Annotated in this window: 18 protein-coding genes and 1 tRNA gene; 4 read left to right on the forward strand and 15 right to left on the reverse strand. The window is 63.7% G+C overall.

What is annotated here, in order from left to right:
• Window positions 1-196 precede the first annotated feature (196 nt).
• From AZSI13_RS00725 to nosZ, 4 genes are all read right to left on the reverse strand, one after another.
• On the reverse strand, window positions 197-928 hold the full coding sequence (locus tag AZSI13_RS00725; RefSeq protein WP_109039268.1) for a c-type cytochrome: 732 nt from the start codon (window positions 926-928) through the stop codon (window positions 197-199).
• Between the two features lie 137 nt (window positions 929-1065).
• Window positions 1066-1377 (reverse strand): c-type cytochrome, encoded by a 312-nt coding sequence (locus tag AZSI13_RS00730; protein ID WP_109039269.1) that lies wholly within the window; start codon window positions 1375-1377, stop codon window positions 1066-1068.
• 82 nt (window positions 1378-1459) lie between these two features.
• Window positions 1460-1657: a hypothetical protein gene (locus AZSI13_RS17805; protein WP_235609584.1), complete on the reverse strand. Its 198-nt coding sequence runs from the start codon at window positions 1655-1657 to the stop codon at window positions 1460-1462.
• Window positions 1638-3746 carry a Sec-dependent nitrous-oxide reductase gene (gene nosZ / locus AZSI13_RS00735; protein WP_235609585.1) on the reverse strand — a complete coding sequence of 703 codons (2109 nt, stop codon included), beginning with the start codon at window positions 3744-3746 and terminating at the stop codon, window positions 1638-1640. Before nosZ ends, AZSI13_RS17805 begins: the two co-directional genes overlap by 20 nt.
• 364 nt (window positions 3747-4110) lie before the next feature.
• On the opposite strand from nosZ, the gene AZSI13_RS00740 reads away from it, so the two are divergent.
• The 3 genes from AZSI13_RS00740 to AZSI13_RS00750 are packed head-to-tail and all read left to right on the forward strand — an operon-like array spanning window position 4111 to window position 5750.
• Window positions 4111-4587 (forward strand): hypothetical protein, encoded by a 477-nt coding sequence (locus AZSI13_RS00740; protein ID WP_109039270.1) that lies wholly within the window; start codon window positions 4111-4113, stop codon window positions 4585-4587.
• A 7-nt stretch (window positions 4588-4594) separates the two neighbouring features.
• Window positions 4595-5218 (forward strand): SCO family protein, encoded by a 624-nt coding sequence (locus AZSI13_RS00745; RefSeq protein ID WP_109039614.1) that lies wholly within the window; start codon window positions 4595-4597, stop codon window positions 5216-5218.
• A 34-nt stretch (window positions 5219-5252) separates the two neighbouring features.
• Window positions 5253-5750, forward strand: a complete 498-nt coding sequence (locus tag AZSI13_RS00750; protein WP_109039271.1) for a copper chaperone PCu(A)C — start codon at window positions 5253-5255, stop codon at window positions 5748-5750.
• Window positions 5751-5851: 101 nt separating this feature from the next.
• Here AZSI13_RS00750 and AZSI13_RS00755 read toward each other — a convergent pair whose 3' ends face one another.
• From AZSI13_RS00755 to AZSI13_RS00795, 9 genes are all read right to left on the reverse strand, one after another.
• On the reverse strand, window positions 5852-6247 hold the full coding sequence (locus AZSI13_RS00755; protein ID WP_109039272.1) for a hypothetical protein: 396 nt from the start codon (window positions 6245-6247) through the stop codon (window positions 5852-5854).
• A gap of 96 nt (window positions 6248-6343) precedes the next feature.
• Complete coding sequence (locus AZSI13_RS00760) at window positions 6344-6757, reverse strand: biopolymer transporter ExbD (RefSeq protein WP_109039273.1); 414 nt, start codon at window positions 6755-6757, stop codon at window positions 6344-6346.
• Between the two features lie 10 nt (window positions 6758-6767).
• Window positions 6768-7487: a MotA/TolQ/ExbB proton channel family protein gene (locus tag AZSI13_RS00765; protein ID WP_109039274.1), complete on the reverse strand. Its 720-nt coding sequence runs from the start codon at window positions 7485-7487 to the stop codon at window positions 6768-6770.
• 23 nt (window positions 7488-7510) lie between these two features.
• Window positions 7511-8218: an energy transducer TonB gene (locus AZSI13_RS18125; RefSeq protein ID WP_109039275.1), complete on the reverse strand. Its 708-nt coding sequence runs from the start codon at window positions 8216-8218 to the stop codon at window positions 7511-7513.
• Complete coding sequence (locus AZSI13_RS00775) at window positions 8215-8724, reverse strand: TlpA disulfide reductase family protein (protein ID WP_109039276.1); 510 nt, start codon at window positions 8722-8724, stop codon at window positions 8215-8217. The genes AZSI13_RS18125 and AZSI13_RS00775 overlap by 4 nt, the downstream gene beginning before the upstream one ends.
• Window positions 8724-9959, reverse strand: coding sequence for a sialidase family protein (locus AZSI13_RS00780; protein ID WP_109039277.1), 1236 nt, complete (start codon window positions 9957-9959; stop codon window positions 8724-8726). Before AZSI13_RS00780 ends, AZSI13_RS00775 begins: the two co-directional genes overlap by 1 nt.
• A gap of 1 nt (window position 9960) precedes the next feature.
• Window positions 9961-12201 carry a TonB-dependent receptor gene (locus AZSI13_RS00785; protein ID WP_165833258.1) on the reverse strand — a complete coding sequence of 747 codons (2241 nt, stop codon included), beginning with the start codon at window positions 12199-12201 and terminating at the stop codon, window positions 9961-9963.
• 397 nt (window positions 12202-12598) lie between these two features.
• Window positions 12599-12946 carry a c-type cytochrome gene (locus tag AZSI13_RS00790; protein ID WP_109039279.1) on the reverse strand — a complete coding sequence of 116 codons (348 nt, stop codon included), beginning with the start codon at window positions 12944-12946 and terminating at the stop codon, window positions 12599-12601.
• Window positions 12947-13022: 76 nt separating this feature from the next.
• Complete coding sequence (locus AZSI13_RS00795) at window positions 13023-14660, reverse strand: cytochrome D1 domain-containing protein (protein ID WP_109039280.1); 1638 nt, start codon at window positions 14658-14660, stop codon at window positions 13023-13025.
• Between the two features lie 223 nt (window positions 14661-14883).
• Here AZSI13_RS00795 and cobA point away from each other — a divergent pair, with 223 nt between their 5' ends.
• Window positions 14884-15681 carry a uroporphyrinogen-III C-methyltransferase gene (gene cobA / locus AZSI13_RS00800; protein WP_109039281.1) on the forward strand — a complete coding sequence of 266 codons (798 nt, stop codon included), beginning with the start codon at window positions 14884-14886 and terminating at the stop codon, window positions 15679-15681.
• 42 nt (window positions 15682-15723) lie between these two features.
• On the opposite strand, the gene AZSI13_RS00805 is transcribed toward cobA, so the two are convergent.
• On the reverse strand, window positions 15724-16638 hold the full coding sequence (locus AZSI13_RS00805; RefSeq protein WP_109039282.1) for a 1,4-dihydroxy-2-naphthoate polyprenyltransferase: 915 nt from the start codon (window positions 16636-16638) through the stop codon (window positions 15724-15726).
• A gap of 486 nt (window positions 16639-17124) precedes the next feature.
• Window positions 17125-17209 (reverse strand) — tRNA-Leu (locus tag AZSI13_RS00810).
• Between the last annotated feature and the right edge of the window lie 3 nt (window positions 17210-17212).

Below are 17212 nucleotides of genomic sequence, written 5' to 3' on the forward strand. Positions count from 1 at the left end.
TGTCTCTCGAAAAGCAGCCCCGCTTACCGGCGACGGCCGCAGGATGGTGTAGTTCTTCTTTTAGGTCGGCGTTCCCTGATTCGCCGTATTGTGCTTCCCGCAGGAAGTTTGGCGGGAGAAGGTCGGCACAGCTGCCGCCCGCTCCTCGCCGCGGGATTTCCCCTCAAGGGAAATCCCGGTACCGCATCTTACGCGATTACTTCTTCTTGCCGGGCTTGGCAGCGCACATGGAGCCAGGCATGGTCAGGCTGGACTGGTAGGCGGAGATGGCCACCAGTTGGTCGTTAGAGTACTTCTTGATGACCTTCACCATGTCCGGATTGGCGTTACGGCGATGGCCGTCACGAATTTCGGTCATCTGGCGCAGCAGGTACTTGTAGTGCTGGCCGGCAATCACGGGGTAGAACTTGTCCTTGACGCCTTCACCGTTCTTGCCGTGGCACTCCAGACATTCCTTCTCGTACAATTCCTTGCCCTTGGCCAGCTGCAGGGCGGCATCGGCCCCCTCGTACTTGCCGTGGTCAACAGGAATGCACAGACCTTCGATGTAGGTGGCGACGTCAGCCAGTTCCTGAGGATCGGTCAGGGTGGCGGCGAAGGGGTACATGGTGGGGTTGTCACGCAGACCGGCACGAATATCGGCCATCTGCTTGATCAGCACGGTGGTGTGCTGGCCGGCCAGTTGGGGGAAGGTTCCGTCAGGACGACCGGCGCCGGAAGGCAGGTGACAGGCGCCGCAGACTTCATAGGCTTCCTGGCCGCGCTTCTTGTCACCCTTAAGCTTCAGGGCTTCGATCTTTTCGCCTTCCTGGGCGTTCCACTTGTAGTCCTTGGACTCGATACCACCCTGGTGGGGCGCCGGGGGACCGGCGTTGGCCACACCCAGGGCGAGCAGGGAAAGGGAGGTGGCGATGATCAGCTTTTTCATTTGAATCCCCTTACAGAGAGAAATTTGATATGTGCTTATGCTATGGCGGCCCGGCGGGGCCTGTATTTGATGCGAGTCAATCCGAAAAGACTTCGGCCGGCGCTACTGCCCGGCCGTGGCCTTGAACCAGCGGAAGATCAGGGCTTCAGCTTGGCGAGGTACTCGGCGATGGCCTTCATTTCCTCGTCGTTGACCAGATGCATGACGCCCTTCATGGCGGCGGTCTGACCGTTGTTACGGGCGCCGCTCTTGATGTCCTTCATCTGCTGCTCGGCGTAGCCAGCGTTCTGGCCGGCCAGCTTCGGATAAGTGGGCATCAGGGGCTTCTTGCCTTCAGCACCGTGACAGGCATTGCAAGTCTTCTCGGTGAACAGCTTGGCGCCGTCGGCGGCGAAGGCGGGGGCAGCCAGCAGGCCGGCCAGGGCGGTGAAAAGCACCAGTTTTTTCATGGGTATTCCCTTTCATAAGAAACGGGGAGCATGGTGATGCTCCCCGTGTTCAACAGCTATTACCTGAATCAAATCCGGCGGATTACTTCACCTTCTTGGCGCCGTTCTGTTCCAGGTAGGTCTTGGCGCGCAGACCGAGGTCAGCAGCCTTCACTTGGTACTGCCAGACTTGCTCAGCCCACAGGGTGGCCTGGTTCCAGTCCTTCTTCTTGGCAGCGTCTTCATGCTTGGCCTTGGCGTCCTTGATCTTGTTCAGCTGATCAACGGCGTCGTCCATCATGTTNGACCACATCCGGGAAGTCCTTGTAATTCACGGAGGTGATGTAGCCGACCACGGAGTCGATGACGGCCTGGGTATCAGCAACCTTCTTCAGTTGCTTCTTGTAGTCGTCTTCCGTGTAGATGGCCTTCTCTTCACCGGCGCTCTTGGTCGCCTTCCAGCCCTTCGGCTTGACCAGGAGGTAGCCCTGCATTTCCAGGTGCAGCGCGGAGCAGAACTCGGTGCAGTAGTAGGGATAGACGCCTTCCTTGTCGGCCTTGAACTTGACCGTGACGGTCTTGCCCGGCTCGACGGAAGCATGGACGTTGTAGGTAGAGACGGTGAAGCCGTGGGTCTCGTCCTGGGCACGTTCGAGGTTGGTCAGGTGGATGGTGATTTCGTCGCCAACTTCAGCCTCGATGGTTTCCGGGGTGATGTGGGAACGGATCAGGGTACCCTTGACCTCGATCTTGTTGCCCTTCTTGGTGGTGACTTCCTCGCCGGCACGGACGGCGCCGGGGTGCGGCTTGTCGGTGCGGGAGTCGGTACCCACCTTGTAGCGGACGCCGGGCTTCAGCTTGGCGGCATCGATGGCGACAACGTAGTGCGGCTCGCCCAGCGGCAGGGGCATGTCGTACAGGAGCTGCATCTTGTCGTTGCTGATGTCGATCAGCTGGTGGTTCTGCGGGTGCAGGGGACCGACGGGCACGAAGCGGTCGATGGACAGCTTGTTCAGCGCCACCAGGTAACGGCCCTTGGGATCGGCGGAGTCACCTTCCATGGTCATCAGGTGACCGATGTTGTAGTGCACGCTGATTTTGTCGAGAACCTTGCCTTCACAGAAGTTCCACTTCACCACCTGGGAATCCACGTACAGGGAGGTGTAGGCCAGACACTGCTTGGAGTCGTACTGGGTGTGCAGGGGGCCGAGGCCCAGTTGCACCTGGGTGTGCAGCGCGTCCTTCATGGCGATCACGGGGATGCCGTAGGCGTCCTTGGACTCGAACTTGCCGGCCTTGATGGCGGCCTGGATCTTGTCGAAGGAATACACGGACACGTGGGTGTCGAGCTTGCCGGCAACGGTGATGAACTTGCCGTCCGGGGTCACGTCGACGCCGTGGGGAGACTTGGGTTCCGGAATCAGGAACAGCACGCCTTCCTTGACGGCAGTTTCGATTGCCAGGACGTTATGGCCGTTGATCTTCTTGGCCATGCCCTTGGCGACCAGTTCGGCAGCCTTCTTCCAGTTGATCACGTGCAGATAGTCGGTGTCCTTGGCGGAACAGCCGGCTTCATAGGGAGGACGACCCTTCTCGATACCGCCCACATAGCGCTCGGAGCAGAAGGAGTTGGTGAAGGACCAGCCGTCGGACGGACCCTTGCCAGCGTCGGACAAATCCTGGCTGTAGGGGGGCAGTTCGAGGGAGAAGGACTGCTTCGGATCGATGCGGCCTTCCTTGCGGTCAAACTTCCAGTAGGTGACGCCGCCGCGGTACTTCTCGTTGAACTCTTCGAGGGGGTAGAACTTCTTGTTTTCCAGCGGGGAAGCGTACTGGGCAGCCTCGATGACGTAGTCGGTGTTCGGGGTGACGAAGGCGCCGCCGTGTTCGGACTTGAAGATCGGGTTGACCACGATCTGCTTGGTCTCGAAATCGCGCAGGTCGATCACCGCCAGACGGGGATTGGCCTTGTCGTTGATGAAGAGGAACTGGCCGTCGTACTTGCCATCGGTTTCAGAGATGGCCGGGTGGTGGGTGTCGCCCCAGGTGATCTGCTTGCCGTCGATCATGCCCTGGTTCAGCACGGCCTTGGAGTTCTCGTCGTAGCCGTAGCCCTGCCAGGGTTCGGGGGTGAACACGCCGATGTACTTGAGGATGCGCATGGACGGAATGCCATACACGATCACCTGGCCGGACTGACCGCCGGAGGAGAAGGCGACGAATTCATCACGCTTACCGGTGGGAACGTAGGTCTTGGCCGCTGCCAGCAGGTCCTGCTGGGACAGGCTGCGACGTTTCATCACGTCCTGCAGGGACTCTGCTGCCGTGGCAGCCCCCGCTGCCGCGAAACCGACGCCTGCTGCAACCAGCATGGCAACGGTCTGCTTCATACGAGTCTTCATTTTTGACTCTCCCGTTGATAAATAAAGGAAATTTCTCTGCTATTACCCAAGGCGCCATGGGGTGCGCACCCGCACTGCGGCAATATGTCGCACATCATCGGCGCTCCCCCCGTTCTAAACTTTGATGCAGGTTAAATTGGGAAAATGGCCGGGGACCGAGAATTCAGCCATGAGCCGCGCCGGTAGCGGACTTCCGCTCGCCGTGTCAGGATTCAAGCTGCATGGCGGTTGGTTTCAGCCGCATCGGCGCTCCCCCGCAGGGGCCGTACGGTCGTTTTTTTGCCATACCGCCGCCAAGTTCCGCACGTCGCCCCACTTATCCCAACTTCCGCTCCCGCCTCCGAACCCACGCATGTCGAAAAAGATTCTGTACGACCTGGCCATTCTCGCTGCTGTCATCGCCCTGGGCGGGCTCGGCTATACCCTGGCCCCCCTGCTGACGCCCCAGAGTGATGTAGCCGCCCCTCTCGCCGACTGTGACCTGAACGCCGGCCCTTGTCGTACAGACATTCCTGGCGGTGGCAGCCTGGAATTCAGCATCAGCCCTCACCCGGTACCGGCCCTCAAGCCCCTGACCCTGGAGGCCCGTATCTCTGGAATCGAAGCGCGCAAGGTGGAAGTGGACTTCACCGGCATCGACATGAAAATGGGCTTCAACCGCCCCGTGCTCAGCCCGGGCAATGCCCCCGGCCGCTTCACCGGCCAGGGCAACCTGCCCGTCTGCATTACCGGCACCATGACCTGGCAGGCCACCGTGTTGGTGGAAAGCGGCGGCCGCAGCATTGCCGTACCCTTCCGCTTCTCTTCCGGCGCGCCGGATGCCCACTGATTCGACCATGACTGCCCATCACCGCACCCCGGCCCTTTTGCGGACCTCCCTCCTCCTCATTGCCGTCCTGGCTGCCTTCGCCTTTGCCGGCTGCGGCCGGGAGGCACCGTCCGCCCCTGGCGGTCTGACCCTGGCGGCTCCGCCCAAGGGCGGCGACTTCACCCTGCAAACCGCCGACGGCCCCCTTGCCAGCCAAAGCTACCGTGGCAAGGTCATCGCCCTCTATTTCGGCTACACCTACTGCCCGGATGTTTGCCCCACCTCCCTGGCGGCCCTGGGCGAGGCACTGGCCCTGCTCACCCCGGCAGAACTGGCCCAGGTCCAACCCTTGTTCATCTCGGTAGACCCGGAGCGGGATGCCCTGCCCCGGCTCAAGGAATACGCTGCCTTCTTCCACCCCCGCATGATTGGCGCCACCGGCAGCCCGGCCGAAGTCGCCGCCGTTGCCGGGGCCTACGGCGCCAGCTATGCCCGGCAGGACATCAAATCCGAAGGCGGCTATGTGGTGGACCACTCCTCCTTCGTGTACCTCATCGCCCCGGACGGCCGCCTGGCCGCTTCCCTGCCCCACGGCAGCACGCCGGAAGCCATGGCCGCTGCCCTGCGCAAGTTGCTGCCACCCGCCCGTTGATTTCTTTTCCGAACATCCAACAGAGGAGAACCTCATGAAACTGCCCACCCGCCTGCTCACCGCCGCCCTGGCCTGTGCTGCCCTGGTCACCCTGCCGGCCTTCGCCGACGAGGCCATCAAGGTGGAAGACCCCCATGTGCGCCTGGTTCCCACCGGCACCCCCAACACCGGCGCCTTCATGGTCATCAAGAACGTTTCCAACGCCGACCGCAAGGTGGTGAAGGCCGAAAGCCCCGTTTCCAAGGTGGTGGAGCTGCACAACCACATCAACGACAACGGCGTCATGCGCATGCGCCCGGTGCCGGACATCGACATCAAAGCCAAGGGCGAGGCCGTACTGAAACCCGGCAGCCTGCACGTCATGCTCATCGGCCTGAAGCAGGACCTCAAGGAAGGCGACGTGGTGCCCATCACCCTGAAGCTGGACGATGGCTCCAGCACCAAGATCGAAGCCCCGGTGCGCAAGATCCAGGTCCAGGCCGCCAAGCCGGAAGACATGGGGCACCAGGGCCACGGGGCCATGAAGCACTGATGCATTGATTCCCGGCTTTTGCCACCAATGAGAAGGGGCGCCTGCGGGCGCCCCTTCTCATTGGTGGCTGGGCACTACAGCAGAGCAGCCCTGCCCGCGCCTTAGAAATGGGGTAGCTTGCGGCCGAAGATATGTTCGTCGGTGCGGTATTTATCCAGCTGATGGGTACGTTCGAAATACAGGGGCGGGTCCGGCACCTGCATCACGCCACAGGCGCCCACCGGCATCCAGCGCACCCGCAGGGCGCGGGCGACATGTTCGATGACCACTTCCACGGCCTCCGAGACACCCAGTTCAAAACGCAGGAATTCGAGGATATTGGCCCGGGTCTGGTCGTCGTAGCGGACGAAATCTTCCCAAGTATGGGGCACCCAGGGGGTGTCGTAATGGATGGAGAGGACACTGCGCCCGCGATAGGAGCGCAACTCCCGGGCGACCACCTCGCAGGAACAGGCAAAACGCAACTCAACGGCCTTGGCCAGGCTTTGCAGATTCATGGCAGCCTCCCGGAAAGTTTCCCCTCAACTTTCATAGTGGGAAATAAATCCCGGGAGTTCAAGTAAGAATTGACCGCAGATGGGTCAGCCAGTCAATCAGCGGGGCGGCGCCTCGGTAACGAAGGCGATCTTCACCAGGCCAACTCGCTGGGCCGTGGCCATGACCTCCGCCACCTTCTCGTAGCGGGTGCCCCGGTCAGCACGGAAGTGCAGCTCCGCTGCCGGGGAGGCCAGGCTTTCCAGGCGCTGGGCCAGCACTTCCCCATGGATGGCCTCACCATTGAGGAAAACCCGGTTTTCCCCGTCCAGGGCCAGCTGGATCACCTGGGGCTTGTCTTCCACCGGGCTGGCGCTGACCTTGGGCAGATCCACCGGCACCGCCTGGTTGAGCAGGGGGGCGGTGATGATGAAAATGACCAGGAGCACCAGCATCACATCCACCAGCGGCGTAGTGTTGATCTCCGCCATGGGCTGGGTGCTGCCCCCTTCGTTGAAGGAACCGAATGCCATGGGGCGCTCCTCAGGCGGCCCGCACCAGGGCGCTCACCGGCCCGGTGCTGGAAAGGCGGACGCCGGTGGTCAGGTAGGCGTGCAAGTCATGGGCAAAGCCATCCATCTGGGCCAGCACCAGCCGGTTGGCCCGGGTGAAGGCGTTGTAGGCCAGCACGGCCGGAATGGCGACGAAGAGGCCGGCGGCAGTCATGATCAGCGCCTCACCGACGGGGCCGGCCACCTTATCCAGCACCACCTGGGAGGAACCGGAAAGGCCCACCAGGGCGTGGTAAATCCCCCACACCGTGCCGAAGAGGCCAATAAATGGGGCGGTGGAGCCAACGGAGGCCAGGAAGGTCAGACCCTGCTCGATACGGGCCTGGGAGGTGACGATGCTCTGGCGCAGGCAGCGGGTAACGAATTCGCTGGCGTTGACCCCGGCGCCGATACCCCGGGCGGCGTGCTGCTCATGGGCCTGGGCAGCGTGGGCGCCGGAGAGGGCCAGGCTGGTGAGGATGCCGCTCTTGTCCTCCAAACGGATGGCCTCCAGGGCTTCAGGCAGGGAATCGGCACTCCAGAAGGCCGCCAGGGCCCGGGCCTGGGTCCGGGAGGCCCGCCAGTGGGCGAGAAACTTGCCGGCAATGACGCACCAGCTCGCCACCGAGAGGAAAAGCAGCAGCAGGGCCACGGTGTGGGAAACGCCATCGCCCTGGGCCCAGAAATGGGAAAGACCGAGTTGGGTGTTCATGGGAACTCCTTGAAAAATCTGAATCAGCCGTCGAGGGCAAAAGTGATGGGCACGATGACGCTGGCGGCCACCGGCTCATCGCCCCGGCGGGCCGGCACGAAACGCCAGCGCAGTACGGCATCCCGGGCGGCGGCATCAAGCCGTGCGTAACCGCTGCCGGTTTGAATATCCACCTGCTCCGCCGTGCCCTGGGCTGTCACCCGGACCTTCAGCAGCACCTTGCCCTCCTCGCCCAGACGACGGGAAAGGGGCGGATAGACGGGCTTCGGGTTGTGCAGGTAGTCCGCGTCGAAACGGGCCGGGGTATGGGCGACCGGTGCCGCCACCGGCGCCGGCCGGGGCGCTTCGGCCACGGCAAAATCGCTGCTGGCGGCGGCACTGGGGGCTGCCGCCAGGACCGGCGCAGCAGCCCGGGGAGTCGGAGAGGCAACCGGCACCGGCCGGGGCTCGTGCTTGACCGGCTTGGGCGGAGTGGGCTGCGGCGTGGGCGGCACCACCCGGGGCTGCTCCGCCGGCCGGGCCTCGATGAGGCGCACGGTCACCGGGGCCGGCACCATGGTGGTGGTCACCGGCGGGGGGGGGCTCAGGGCAAAGGCCAACAGCCCGCCATGCAGCGCCAGCACGGCCAGCAGCACCAGCTGGCGCCGCCCCCGGGAAAGACTTGGCCAGGGCTCGGCTGGCCCGGCAAGCGGCAGCGGTACTTGAGAAAGGGACTGGGAAAGCACAGTCATCGGGTGAGATTCCGTTTCAGCCAGGGCGCCAAGACGTCGTCGTTGAGCAGGCCGGAGACAGCGCTCACCTGACCGTCACGCCCATAAAGATAGGTGCGGGGCAGTTCGCCGTACCAGCGCTTGTCGATTTCCTGCCGCAGGCGCTCGGGGATGGGGTCGGCGAACACCCATTGTTCGGTCCGACCCAGGCCGGCAGCCTGCAGGTGGGCTGCCAAAGCGGAAGGCTCAACCTCGCCGTCGGTGGAAACCAGCACCAGATCCAGACCGGGGTAGCGCTGCTTGAGGGCCTTCAGGCGCTTCATCTCCTCGCCGCAATGGACACAGTCCAGAGACCAGAAACCGAGAATGAAAGGCTTGCCGGCCCGGTCGGCAACCATCCGGGCCAGGCTGCCGGCAACAAAGGGGCGCACCATTTCCGCCCCACTGCCCTTGCCATCCCGGGTGCCGGGGGCAGCATGGAGCGTGCTGGCCAACAGGAGGTAAAGCAGCCATCCGAAGCGGGCCATCAGGGGGCCTCCCCGCTATCCAGGGGCAGCACTTGCAGACCCTGGGCGGTATGCCACAGCACCAGGCCACCCCGGGAGGTCATCAGGGGGCGGGGATAGTCGGCCGGGCCAACCGCTTCACTCAGCACCCGGGCCGGCTGCCAGTGGTCGCCGCCATCATTGGAGGTCATGGCCAGCAGGCGAAAGCGGTTGCCGGCAAAGTCGCGCCAGACGATGCGGATTCGCTTGCCGTCGAGTAGCAGGGCTGGATGCCCGGCCTGGCGCTCCGGGTCGCCCACCGGTACAGGTGCGGAAAAACTGCGGCCACCGTCGTCGCTATGGCGATAGAACAGGCCCTGGCGGGTGCTGCCGAGGGTGAACCAGAGCAGGTGGTAACGCCCCCGGGCATCGACGGCCAGATCCCCGCCGTGGTGGGGGCAGGCGTCAATGGCCCAGTTGTCGTCGCTGGCCCGCTGGGGCGCCTCGGGGGCCTGGTCCGGCGCCAGAGGCAGGCGGGCCAGGGCGAAATCGCGGGTGTTGCGGCCGAAGATCTGGCGCCAGAGGGCCAGGGGGGTGCCATCCCGATCCCAGGCCAGACCGATGCGGCAGCAATCGCAGGAGTGGTCGGCCAGCTTGCGGTTGGCAGCAAAGGTACGGCCGCCGTCCTGGGAAAGGGCGTAATAGACGGCCGATCCGGCGTAGGTCTTGCCACCCTTGGCGGCGGCAGCGCCTTCCCGCTTGTCGAGCCAGGCCAGCACGACGGTGCCGTGCTCGTCCGCCAGCAGGGCATCGAAGCGGTGGCTGCCCTCGCCATCGTCGTTCACATCCACCGGGGCGGAAAAACTACGTCCGCCATCCCGCGATACGGCAAAACGGATCATGCCGGAATAGGGCTTGGCCAGCGCCCGGGTGTAACTGACATAAACAGTGCCATCGGCCAACACCCGCAGCTTGGGGCGGTTCTCGCCGTCGGCGTAGATGTTTTCGACTTCCCGATTGACGGTGACTGGTGCGGAAAAGCTGCGGCCGCCATCCCGCGAGACGCTGACCTTGATCCAGCCGGCCTCCACCCGGGCCACCCAGAGGCCGCCCTGGGCATCCATATCCGCACCGATCGCCAGGCTGGGCTTGGCCGTCGGCGTGGCGGCAGCCATGGGGCGGGGAGCGGCTTCGCCATGACCCTCATGGGCCCGGGCCGCCGGCAGCAGGGCCAGGCCAAGACTGAGGAGCAGGAGTGCCGGGAGCTTCATCGGCATCTCAGTAATCCATGCGCAGTTCGGCATGGACCGTGCGCTGGGGATAGGGGTGGAAGACGTAGTACTTCTCGTTGGTCAGGTTGTCGATGCCGATGGAGGCGGACATGAGTTTGTGGAAGCGGTAGCTCAGCCGGGTATCCAGGGTGGTGTACTTGCTGGTGCCGCCGAAGGTGTCCTGGTGCGTATCGGAATTATCCAGGGTATTGAACTGGCGGCCACTGTACTTGAGGCCGGCGGAGGCGGTCCAGCGCTCATCGATGCGATAGGCGGCGAAGAGGCTCAGGCGCCAGTCGGGAATGCGCGGCATGACCCGGCCCTGGCTGGCAGGCAGGCGGTGGTTCTCGAGAATCTTGGCATCCGTGTAGGTCAGACTGCCCCCCAGGTCCAGGCCGGCCAGGCCGACGTTCTTGGCTTGATAGGCGGTTTCGAAGCCCCGGGCCCGCACTTTGTCCACGTTCTGGTTGCTGGTCACCAGATTGATGTCGGTCTGGCTGTAGAGGGCGTCCCGCACCACTTCCTCGAACAGGGAGACCCGCAGGTTGCCGCCCAGGGCGCTGCCTTCGGCGGTGAGATCCTTGTAGAAGACGTGTTCCGGCTTCAGGTTGGGATCGCTGATGGCCGTGGCGTTGCCCCGGCTCTCGGTCTGGAACAGCTCACTGACCGTGGGCATCCGGTAAGCCTGGGCCAGGGAGAGCCGCAGCAGCCAGTCCGGGGTGGCCTGCCAGGCTAGGGAGGCCTTGGGCGAGGTGAAGCCCTGGTTGCGGCTGGCAAAGCGGTTGTCACCCAGGGTGGTGGTGAAGATGCGGCCATCGTAGGCCTGCCAGTTTTCGTGGCGCAGGCCCAGGGTCAGTTCCCAGCGGGGGGCCAGTTTCCAGGCGTCCTGAACGTAGAAGGCATCGGTGCGGGTTTTACCTTCGCTGAGGTTGTTCATGGCGCCGACACTGCCGTCCCGACGCCAGTTGGCGGCACCGTAGCGAAGGCTGCGCAGGGTGTATTCGTCGTAGTGATAGCCAAAGGTGACCTTGTGGCCGCTGCCGGCGGGCGTCCAGACGGCCCGCAGATCCAGGTTTTGCCAGCCGGTGCCATCGGCAAAGGTGATGTTGCCGGCACCGCCCGCATCGGCGGCGGGGCGGGTGACAGTAGGCGCCCGGGTGACATCCCGCAGGGTGTCGTATTTGGAAACGGCCGTTTCCAGCCGCCATTGGGCATTCAGCCGGCTCTCCAGGGTCAGGCCGAGCAGGCGGTTTTCCTCATTGCGGTCGGAGGGGGCAAAGGCAGAGGCGGCCAGGCCGTAGCGCCGCCCGTCGATATTCACATTGCCGCTGGCGCTGGACCAGATTTCGTTGCCGGCAGCACCGCGCAGGTAGGTCTGGCTGTTGCTGTAGGAATCGTTGCGCCATTGGGCCAGGGTCACGGCGGCCCGGGTATCCCGGCTAAAGTCGTAGGCCACGCGGAGCTTGGCGATGTCCTGGAAGTTGCGGTCGATACTGGTGGCGCCGAGGATCACCCGATCCTTGCCTGCCGGGTCCTTGTCCCGATAGAAGCCGGAGGACACCACGGCATCGCCGCCCAGGGCAGCGCCCTTGCTGGCGGCGGTGGCAAAACTCATGGGCTGGCTCTTGCTGTCCAGGTGATTGAGCATGAGGGACCAGGACAAGGCCCCTTCCCGGCCGCCAAGAAAGGCCTGTTCCTGATGCCCGCCGAAGCTGGCATCGGTGCCGTAGAGGGAATAGTGCTGGGTAAAGACCTGGGCCCGGGCATGGGCCTCGAATTGCTGGGGCTGGCGGGTGGTCATGAGCACCGTGGCGCCAGCGGCATTGCCGGGCAGCAGGGCGGAGAAGGAGCCGTAGAGCACGTCGATGCTTTCCACTTCTTCGGCCCCCACCATGTTCCAGCGGGGCGGGTAGGCAAAGCTGTTGCCCAGCAGGTTGGAGAGCAGCAAACCGTCGGCATAGACCAGGGAACGGGCGCTCTGCTGAGTGCCGGAGGTACGGCTGGCGACAATGCTGTTGCGGTCGCCGATGTAGCGCTTGCGCACGTGCAGGCTGGGTACGTAGCGCAGGGCATCTTCCACATTGGTGACGTTGATGTCGCGCATGTCTTCGGCGGTGACCTGGGCACTGGCGGAAGGATTGCCGTCCACCACACTGGAACGGCCGCTCTGCACCGCCACTTCGCGCAGCATGGCGCTCTCTTCAGCCTGGGCGGCGGCCTGCAGGCCAGCGGCCAGCACTGCCATCATCCACCACCGGGTCCGTCCGGGAAAATGCTGCATAAGTCGCCTCTAATCCGTAACTGCTTCAATTGATCTGAATTCGTGACGGATTCTAGGCAAGTAAGGGCTTTGCCGGAATGCGACTGAATGTCGCAGCACCTGATGAAAATCAAATCCCGGCGCGGCCCCGGGGCCAGGGAAGGGAAATGACAAAGAGGCCATCCGGGGGGATGGGGCGAAGCAGGGAAAAGTACAAGAAATCCCTGCCGTCCCCTCCCCAGGAGAAACATCAGGCGGGGGCGGGAAAAAACGGTGTTAGAAACCGCAAAAAGCCCTGCCTGGCAGATCTATGCCAGGGGTAGCCGGAGGCACTAGCCACGCCGGCGCCGGGAGGCTTTCCCAGGAGAAATGGGTAATAGCGGATTCAGGGCAGGGAAAGAATCCAGCGCACCAGGGTTTGCAGGTCTTCGTCGCTGACCCGCTTGTTGGGGGACATGAAGTCGTCGCCCCAGACGCCACTACCACCTTCCCGCACCTTCACCAGCAGGCGGGCTTCGGCAGCGGCATCGCCGCGGTAGCGCTTGGCCACATCGCGCCAGGCGGGACCCCGCACCTTCTCATCCACCTCATGGCAGGTCAGGCAACGGCTGCGTTCGGCCAGGTCCAGCATCGACTGGGGAACACCCTCCCCTGCCCGGGCGGGGGAAAGCAGAGTACCGAGCAAGGTGGCGGCCAGCAGGCATCCTGCGGGGGAAATCAATGAACGGAACATGTCTGTCTCCTTCGGCCAATAAAAAACCGGGGGCCTTAGGCCCCCGGTTCATTAGACAACAACAGCAGCGATTTGCTTAGTACACGTCGTGCTGGGTGTTGTGGATGTTGAACTTGCCCGTGGGCGTAACCAGCTTGGGATCCTTGATCACGCTCTTGAACTTGCGGGTCTTGTCATCCAGCACCACGACAGCGGAAGGTTCGGTCTTGTTACCGGTCCAAACAGAGAACCAGACTTCATCACCCTTCTCGTTGTACTCGGCCTGCACCACGCGCTTCACACCCTTGGTTTCCGGCAGGCCGGCCATCTTGGCGACGTTGATCACCTCAGGCTTGGCATCTGCGTTACCCAGTTGGTCGATGCTATACACGGTAACGGATTCGGCAGCATCCTTTTCCGGCATCAGCGGCGCATCGGCCCACAGGTTGTTGGAGTTCGGGTGGGTCTTGACGAACAGGGAACCGGAACCGTGGTTCTTCAGCTCGGCGACAACCTTCCAGGCGAACTGGGGATGCTTGTCCGGATCGGTACCGATCAGGCTGATGACATCGGAACCCAGGTGGGAAGTGGACCACACGGGACCGAACTTCGGATGCACGAAGTTGGCGCCACGGCCGGGGTGGGGCTTCGGCTTGGTATCCACCAGGGCAGCCAGCTTGCCTTCCTTGGTATCGACGACCACCACCTTGTTGGAGGCGTTAGCGGCAACCAGGAAGTAACGCTTGGTGGCATCCCAACCGCCGTCATGCAGGAACTTGGCGGTTTCGATGGTGGTTTCCTTCAGGTTCTTCACGTCGGAGTAATCCACCAGCTTGACCAGGCCGGATTCCTTCACCGTCACCACCCACTCGGGCTTGATCAGGGAGGAAACGATGGAGGCCACGCGGGGCTCCTGGTGATACTCGCCATCCACGGTGATACCGCGGGTGGAGACGTTCTTCAGGGGCTCCAGGGTCATGCCGTCGAGAATGGTGTACTGGGGCGGCCAGTAGGAACCAACGATGGCGTACTTGTCTTCCCAGCCCTTGAACTTGGAGGTATCAACGGAACGGGCTTCCAGGCCAGCCTTCAGGGTGGCGACGATGGTGGGCTTCTCGAACCACATGTCGATCAGGTCGAGACGGCCGTCACGGCCAACCACGTACACATAGCGACCGGAGGCGGAGGTGCGGGAAATGTGCACAGCGTAGCCGGTCTTGACGATGCCCCAGATCTTCTTGGTGTCGCCGTCGATCAGGGCCACTTCACCGGAGTCACGCAGGGTGGTGGAGAAAACGTTCTGCAGATTGATGTTGTTCATCTGCTTGGTGGGACGCTGGGCCACCGGTACGTGCACCTTCCAGTTGGCCTTCATTTCCTTCATGCCCCACTCGGGCGGAACGTCAGGCTGTTGCTGGATGTAGGTGGCCATGTTCTTGATTTCATCCTTGGACAGGATGTCATCGAAGTTGGGCATGCCGCCTTCGGTACCGTAGGTCAGGATCTTTTCCAGGCGAGCCTGGCCGAGCTTCTGGGTGTTGGCCGGTTCCAGATTCTTACCGGTGGCACCCTTACGCAGCATGCCGTGGCAACCGGCACAACGCTCGAAGTAGATCTTGGCGGATGCCTCTTTGGCATCCTTGTCCAGGCCCTGATTCGCGGCCGGAGCAGCGAATACGGAACCCATGGCGGCCGCGAGGGCCGTAAAGATAAAGGCACTAACTCCCTTTTTCATGCTTTCCTCTCCTCAATAGGAATTATCAGCAAACCAGTACCCCCTCATTGCTCAGGGGATGGCAGGAGATTGCGCTCACGACATGGCCAAATCCTTGATGCGAATCAACTTCAAAAAGTAGGGTTATTCACTAGAGTGGGGCCTGTAGCTCCTGAGGCCGGATTTGAGGTTGAAGCCCATCCCCATCCCCGGCTATGCTCCGCAGCCTAACGAGAAAAATCGAATGCTCATGCCCGATCCGAACCGCAATCCCTCTGCCCTGCCCGGCACCGTCTATCTGGTTGGCGGCGGCCCCGGCGACCCCGATCTGCTGACCCTGAGGGCGGCCCGCCTCATCGGCGAGGCGGATGTCCTGGTTTATGACCATCTCATCGGCGACGGCATCCTGGACCTGGCCAAGCCCGGCGCCGAGATCATCTACGCCGGCAAGGAAGCCTCCAAGCACACCCTGCCCCAGGACGAAATCAACTATCTCCTGGTCAAACTGGCCCAGAAGTACCGGCGCGTCGTCCGCCTCAAGGGCGGCGACCCCTTCATTTTCGGCCGCGGCGGCGAGGAGCTGGAAATCCTGGCCCGTCATGGCGTGCCCTTCGAGGTGGTCCCCGGGGTCACTGCCGCCGCCGGCTGCGCCGCCTACGCCGGTTTCCCCCTCACCCACCGGGACCACGCCCAGGTGCTGGTCTTCGCCACCGGCCACCTGAAGGATGGCACGGTCAATCTGGACTGGCAGGCTCTGGCCCGGCCCAAACAGACCGTGGTGTTCTACATGGGTATCGGCGGACTAGGTGAAATCAGCCGCCAGATGATCGCCCACGGCCTGCCGCCCACCACGCCGGCTGGCGTGGTGCAGCAGGGCACGACCCGGCAGCAGCGGGTGGTGGTGGCCGATCTGGCCACCCTGGAAGGGAAAGTACAGGAAGCGGGCATCACCACGCCGGCCCTGATCTTCGTCGGCGGCGTGCTGGAGCTACAGTCCCGGCTCCACTGGTTCGAGCCGGAAGCCGCATCCCAGCTTGGCTAAGGCTGCTTAAGGCAAGCGCTCAAGGCAGGCCTCGCCGGGCCATCAGCGCAGCGGCGCAAACAGGCAGCCCAGGAGCAGCAGACAGGAAAAGAAAAGCTGCAACTGGGCCGTTTGTGCCAGCAGACGGTTGTGTTCCCGGCCCGGCGCCAGCCGGGCAAAACGCACCACCAGCATCAAGGCCGGCGGCAAGGCCAGCAGCGGCAATCCCGCCGCCAGATGGTGCCCCGCCGCCGCCAGCCAGCCCAGCAGCACGAAGGGCAGCAGCATCAGCAGGCCATATTCCACCCGACAAGCCGTCAGGCCCAAGCGCACCGCCAGGGTCCGCTTGCCCGCCCGGGCATCCCCCGCCCGGTCCCGGGTGTTATTCACGACGATCACCGCCGCCGCAAACAGGCCCAGCATGTGGGCCAGGGCCCAGGCTGCCCGGCTGACGCCGCCGGTTTGCAGGTAGTAGGTGCCCAGCACCGCCCCCAGGCCGAAAAAGGCCCAGACGAAGACTTCCCCCAGAGGCCCATAGGCAATGGGCCTGGGCCCACCGGTATAGGCCCAGCCGCAAAACAGGGAGGCCAAGCCGAGCAGGACGATGGGCCAGCCCCCCAGCCAGACGAGATAGGTCCCCAGCAGGAAGGCGCCGGCCAGGGCGGAGAAACCCGCTCGTTTCACCTGACCGGGGCTGAGCCAGCCCATAGCCGTGGCCCGGGCCGGGCCCAGGCGGTCCGGCGTATCGGTGCCGCGTTCGAAATCCCCCACGTCGTTGAGCAGATTGGTGCCGATCTGGATAAGCAAGGCCGCCACCAGGGTGACCAGGGCGGCCAACCAGTGCAGCCGGCCACTCTCCGACCAGGCCAGGGCACAGGTCGCCAGAACGGGCGCGGCAGCCACGGGCAGGGTACGGGGCCGCAGGGCCTGCCACCAGGCTTGGCGTCGGGAAGGAAGGGGAATGGCAGCAACGGACATGGCAAGACAATGCAATGGATGGGCGGGACGGCGGCAGTGTACCGGCGCAGGGCGCCACTTGGGTATCCGCCAGGTCAAAAAGAGCGGCCGCCAGACCTTCCGGCGAAAGCAAGATGAGGCCGCCAGGCGGCGTGGCACCGAGCCGGCAGCAGGGTACTGGCGGCCTCAGTTGGATCGGGTGACAGGTCCTTTGCCACACCGGCCGCGGCTTTTCCGCCGCTGGCCGGGCCAGCTGCGGCAAGCGCCAGGGCCGGAGTGGACGGAAGCGCGGGAGGGAAGGCAGGCGCTAGGGGCCGGCATGGCTCCTGTGAGACAATCCCGCCTTTTCCTGAGTCCTCCTGGAAACGGGAAGGTCAGGAAAACTCGGCAAACCGCTGCAAGCAGTGGCGCACAAGCGAAAACAGGCGCCGCGAACGGCACCGGACAGATGCTGAAGCGAAACAGGAAAAGCGACGGGGAAAGACGAGAAACGAGGAAGAATTACCGTGGTGCCGGGAGAGGGACTCGAACCCTCACACCTTGCGGCGGCGGATTTTGAATCCGCTGCGTCTACCGATTCCGCCATCCCGGCATG

This window comes from Azospira sp. I13 (assembly GCF_003112695.1).
Classification (GTDB): Bacteria; Pseudomonadota; Gammaproteobacteria; order Burkholderiales; family Rhodocyclaceae; genus Azospira.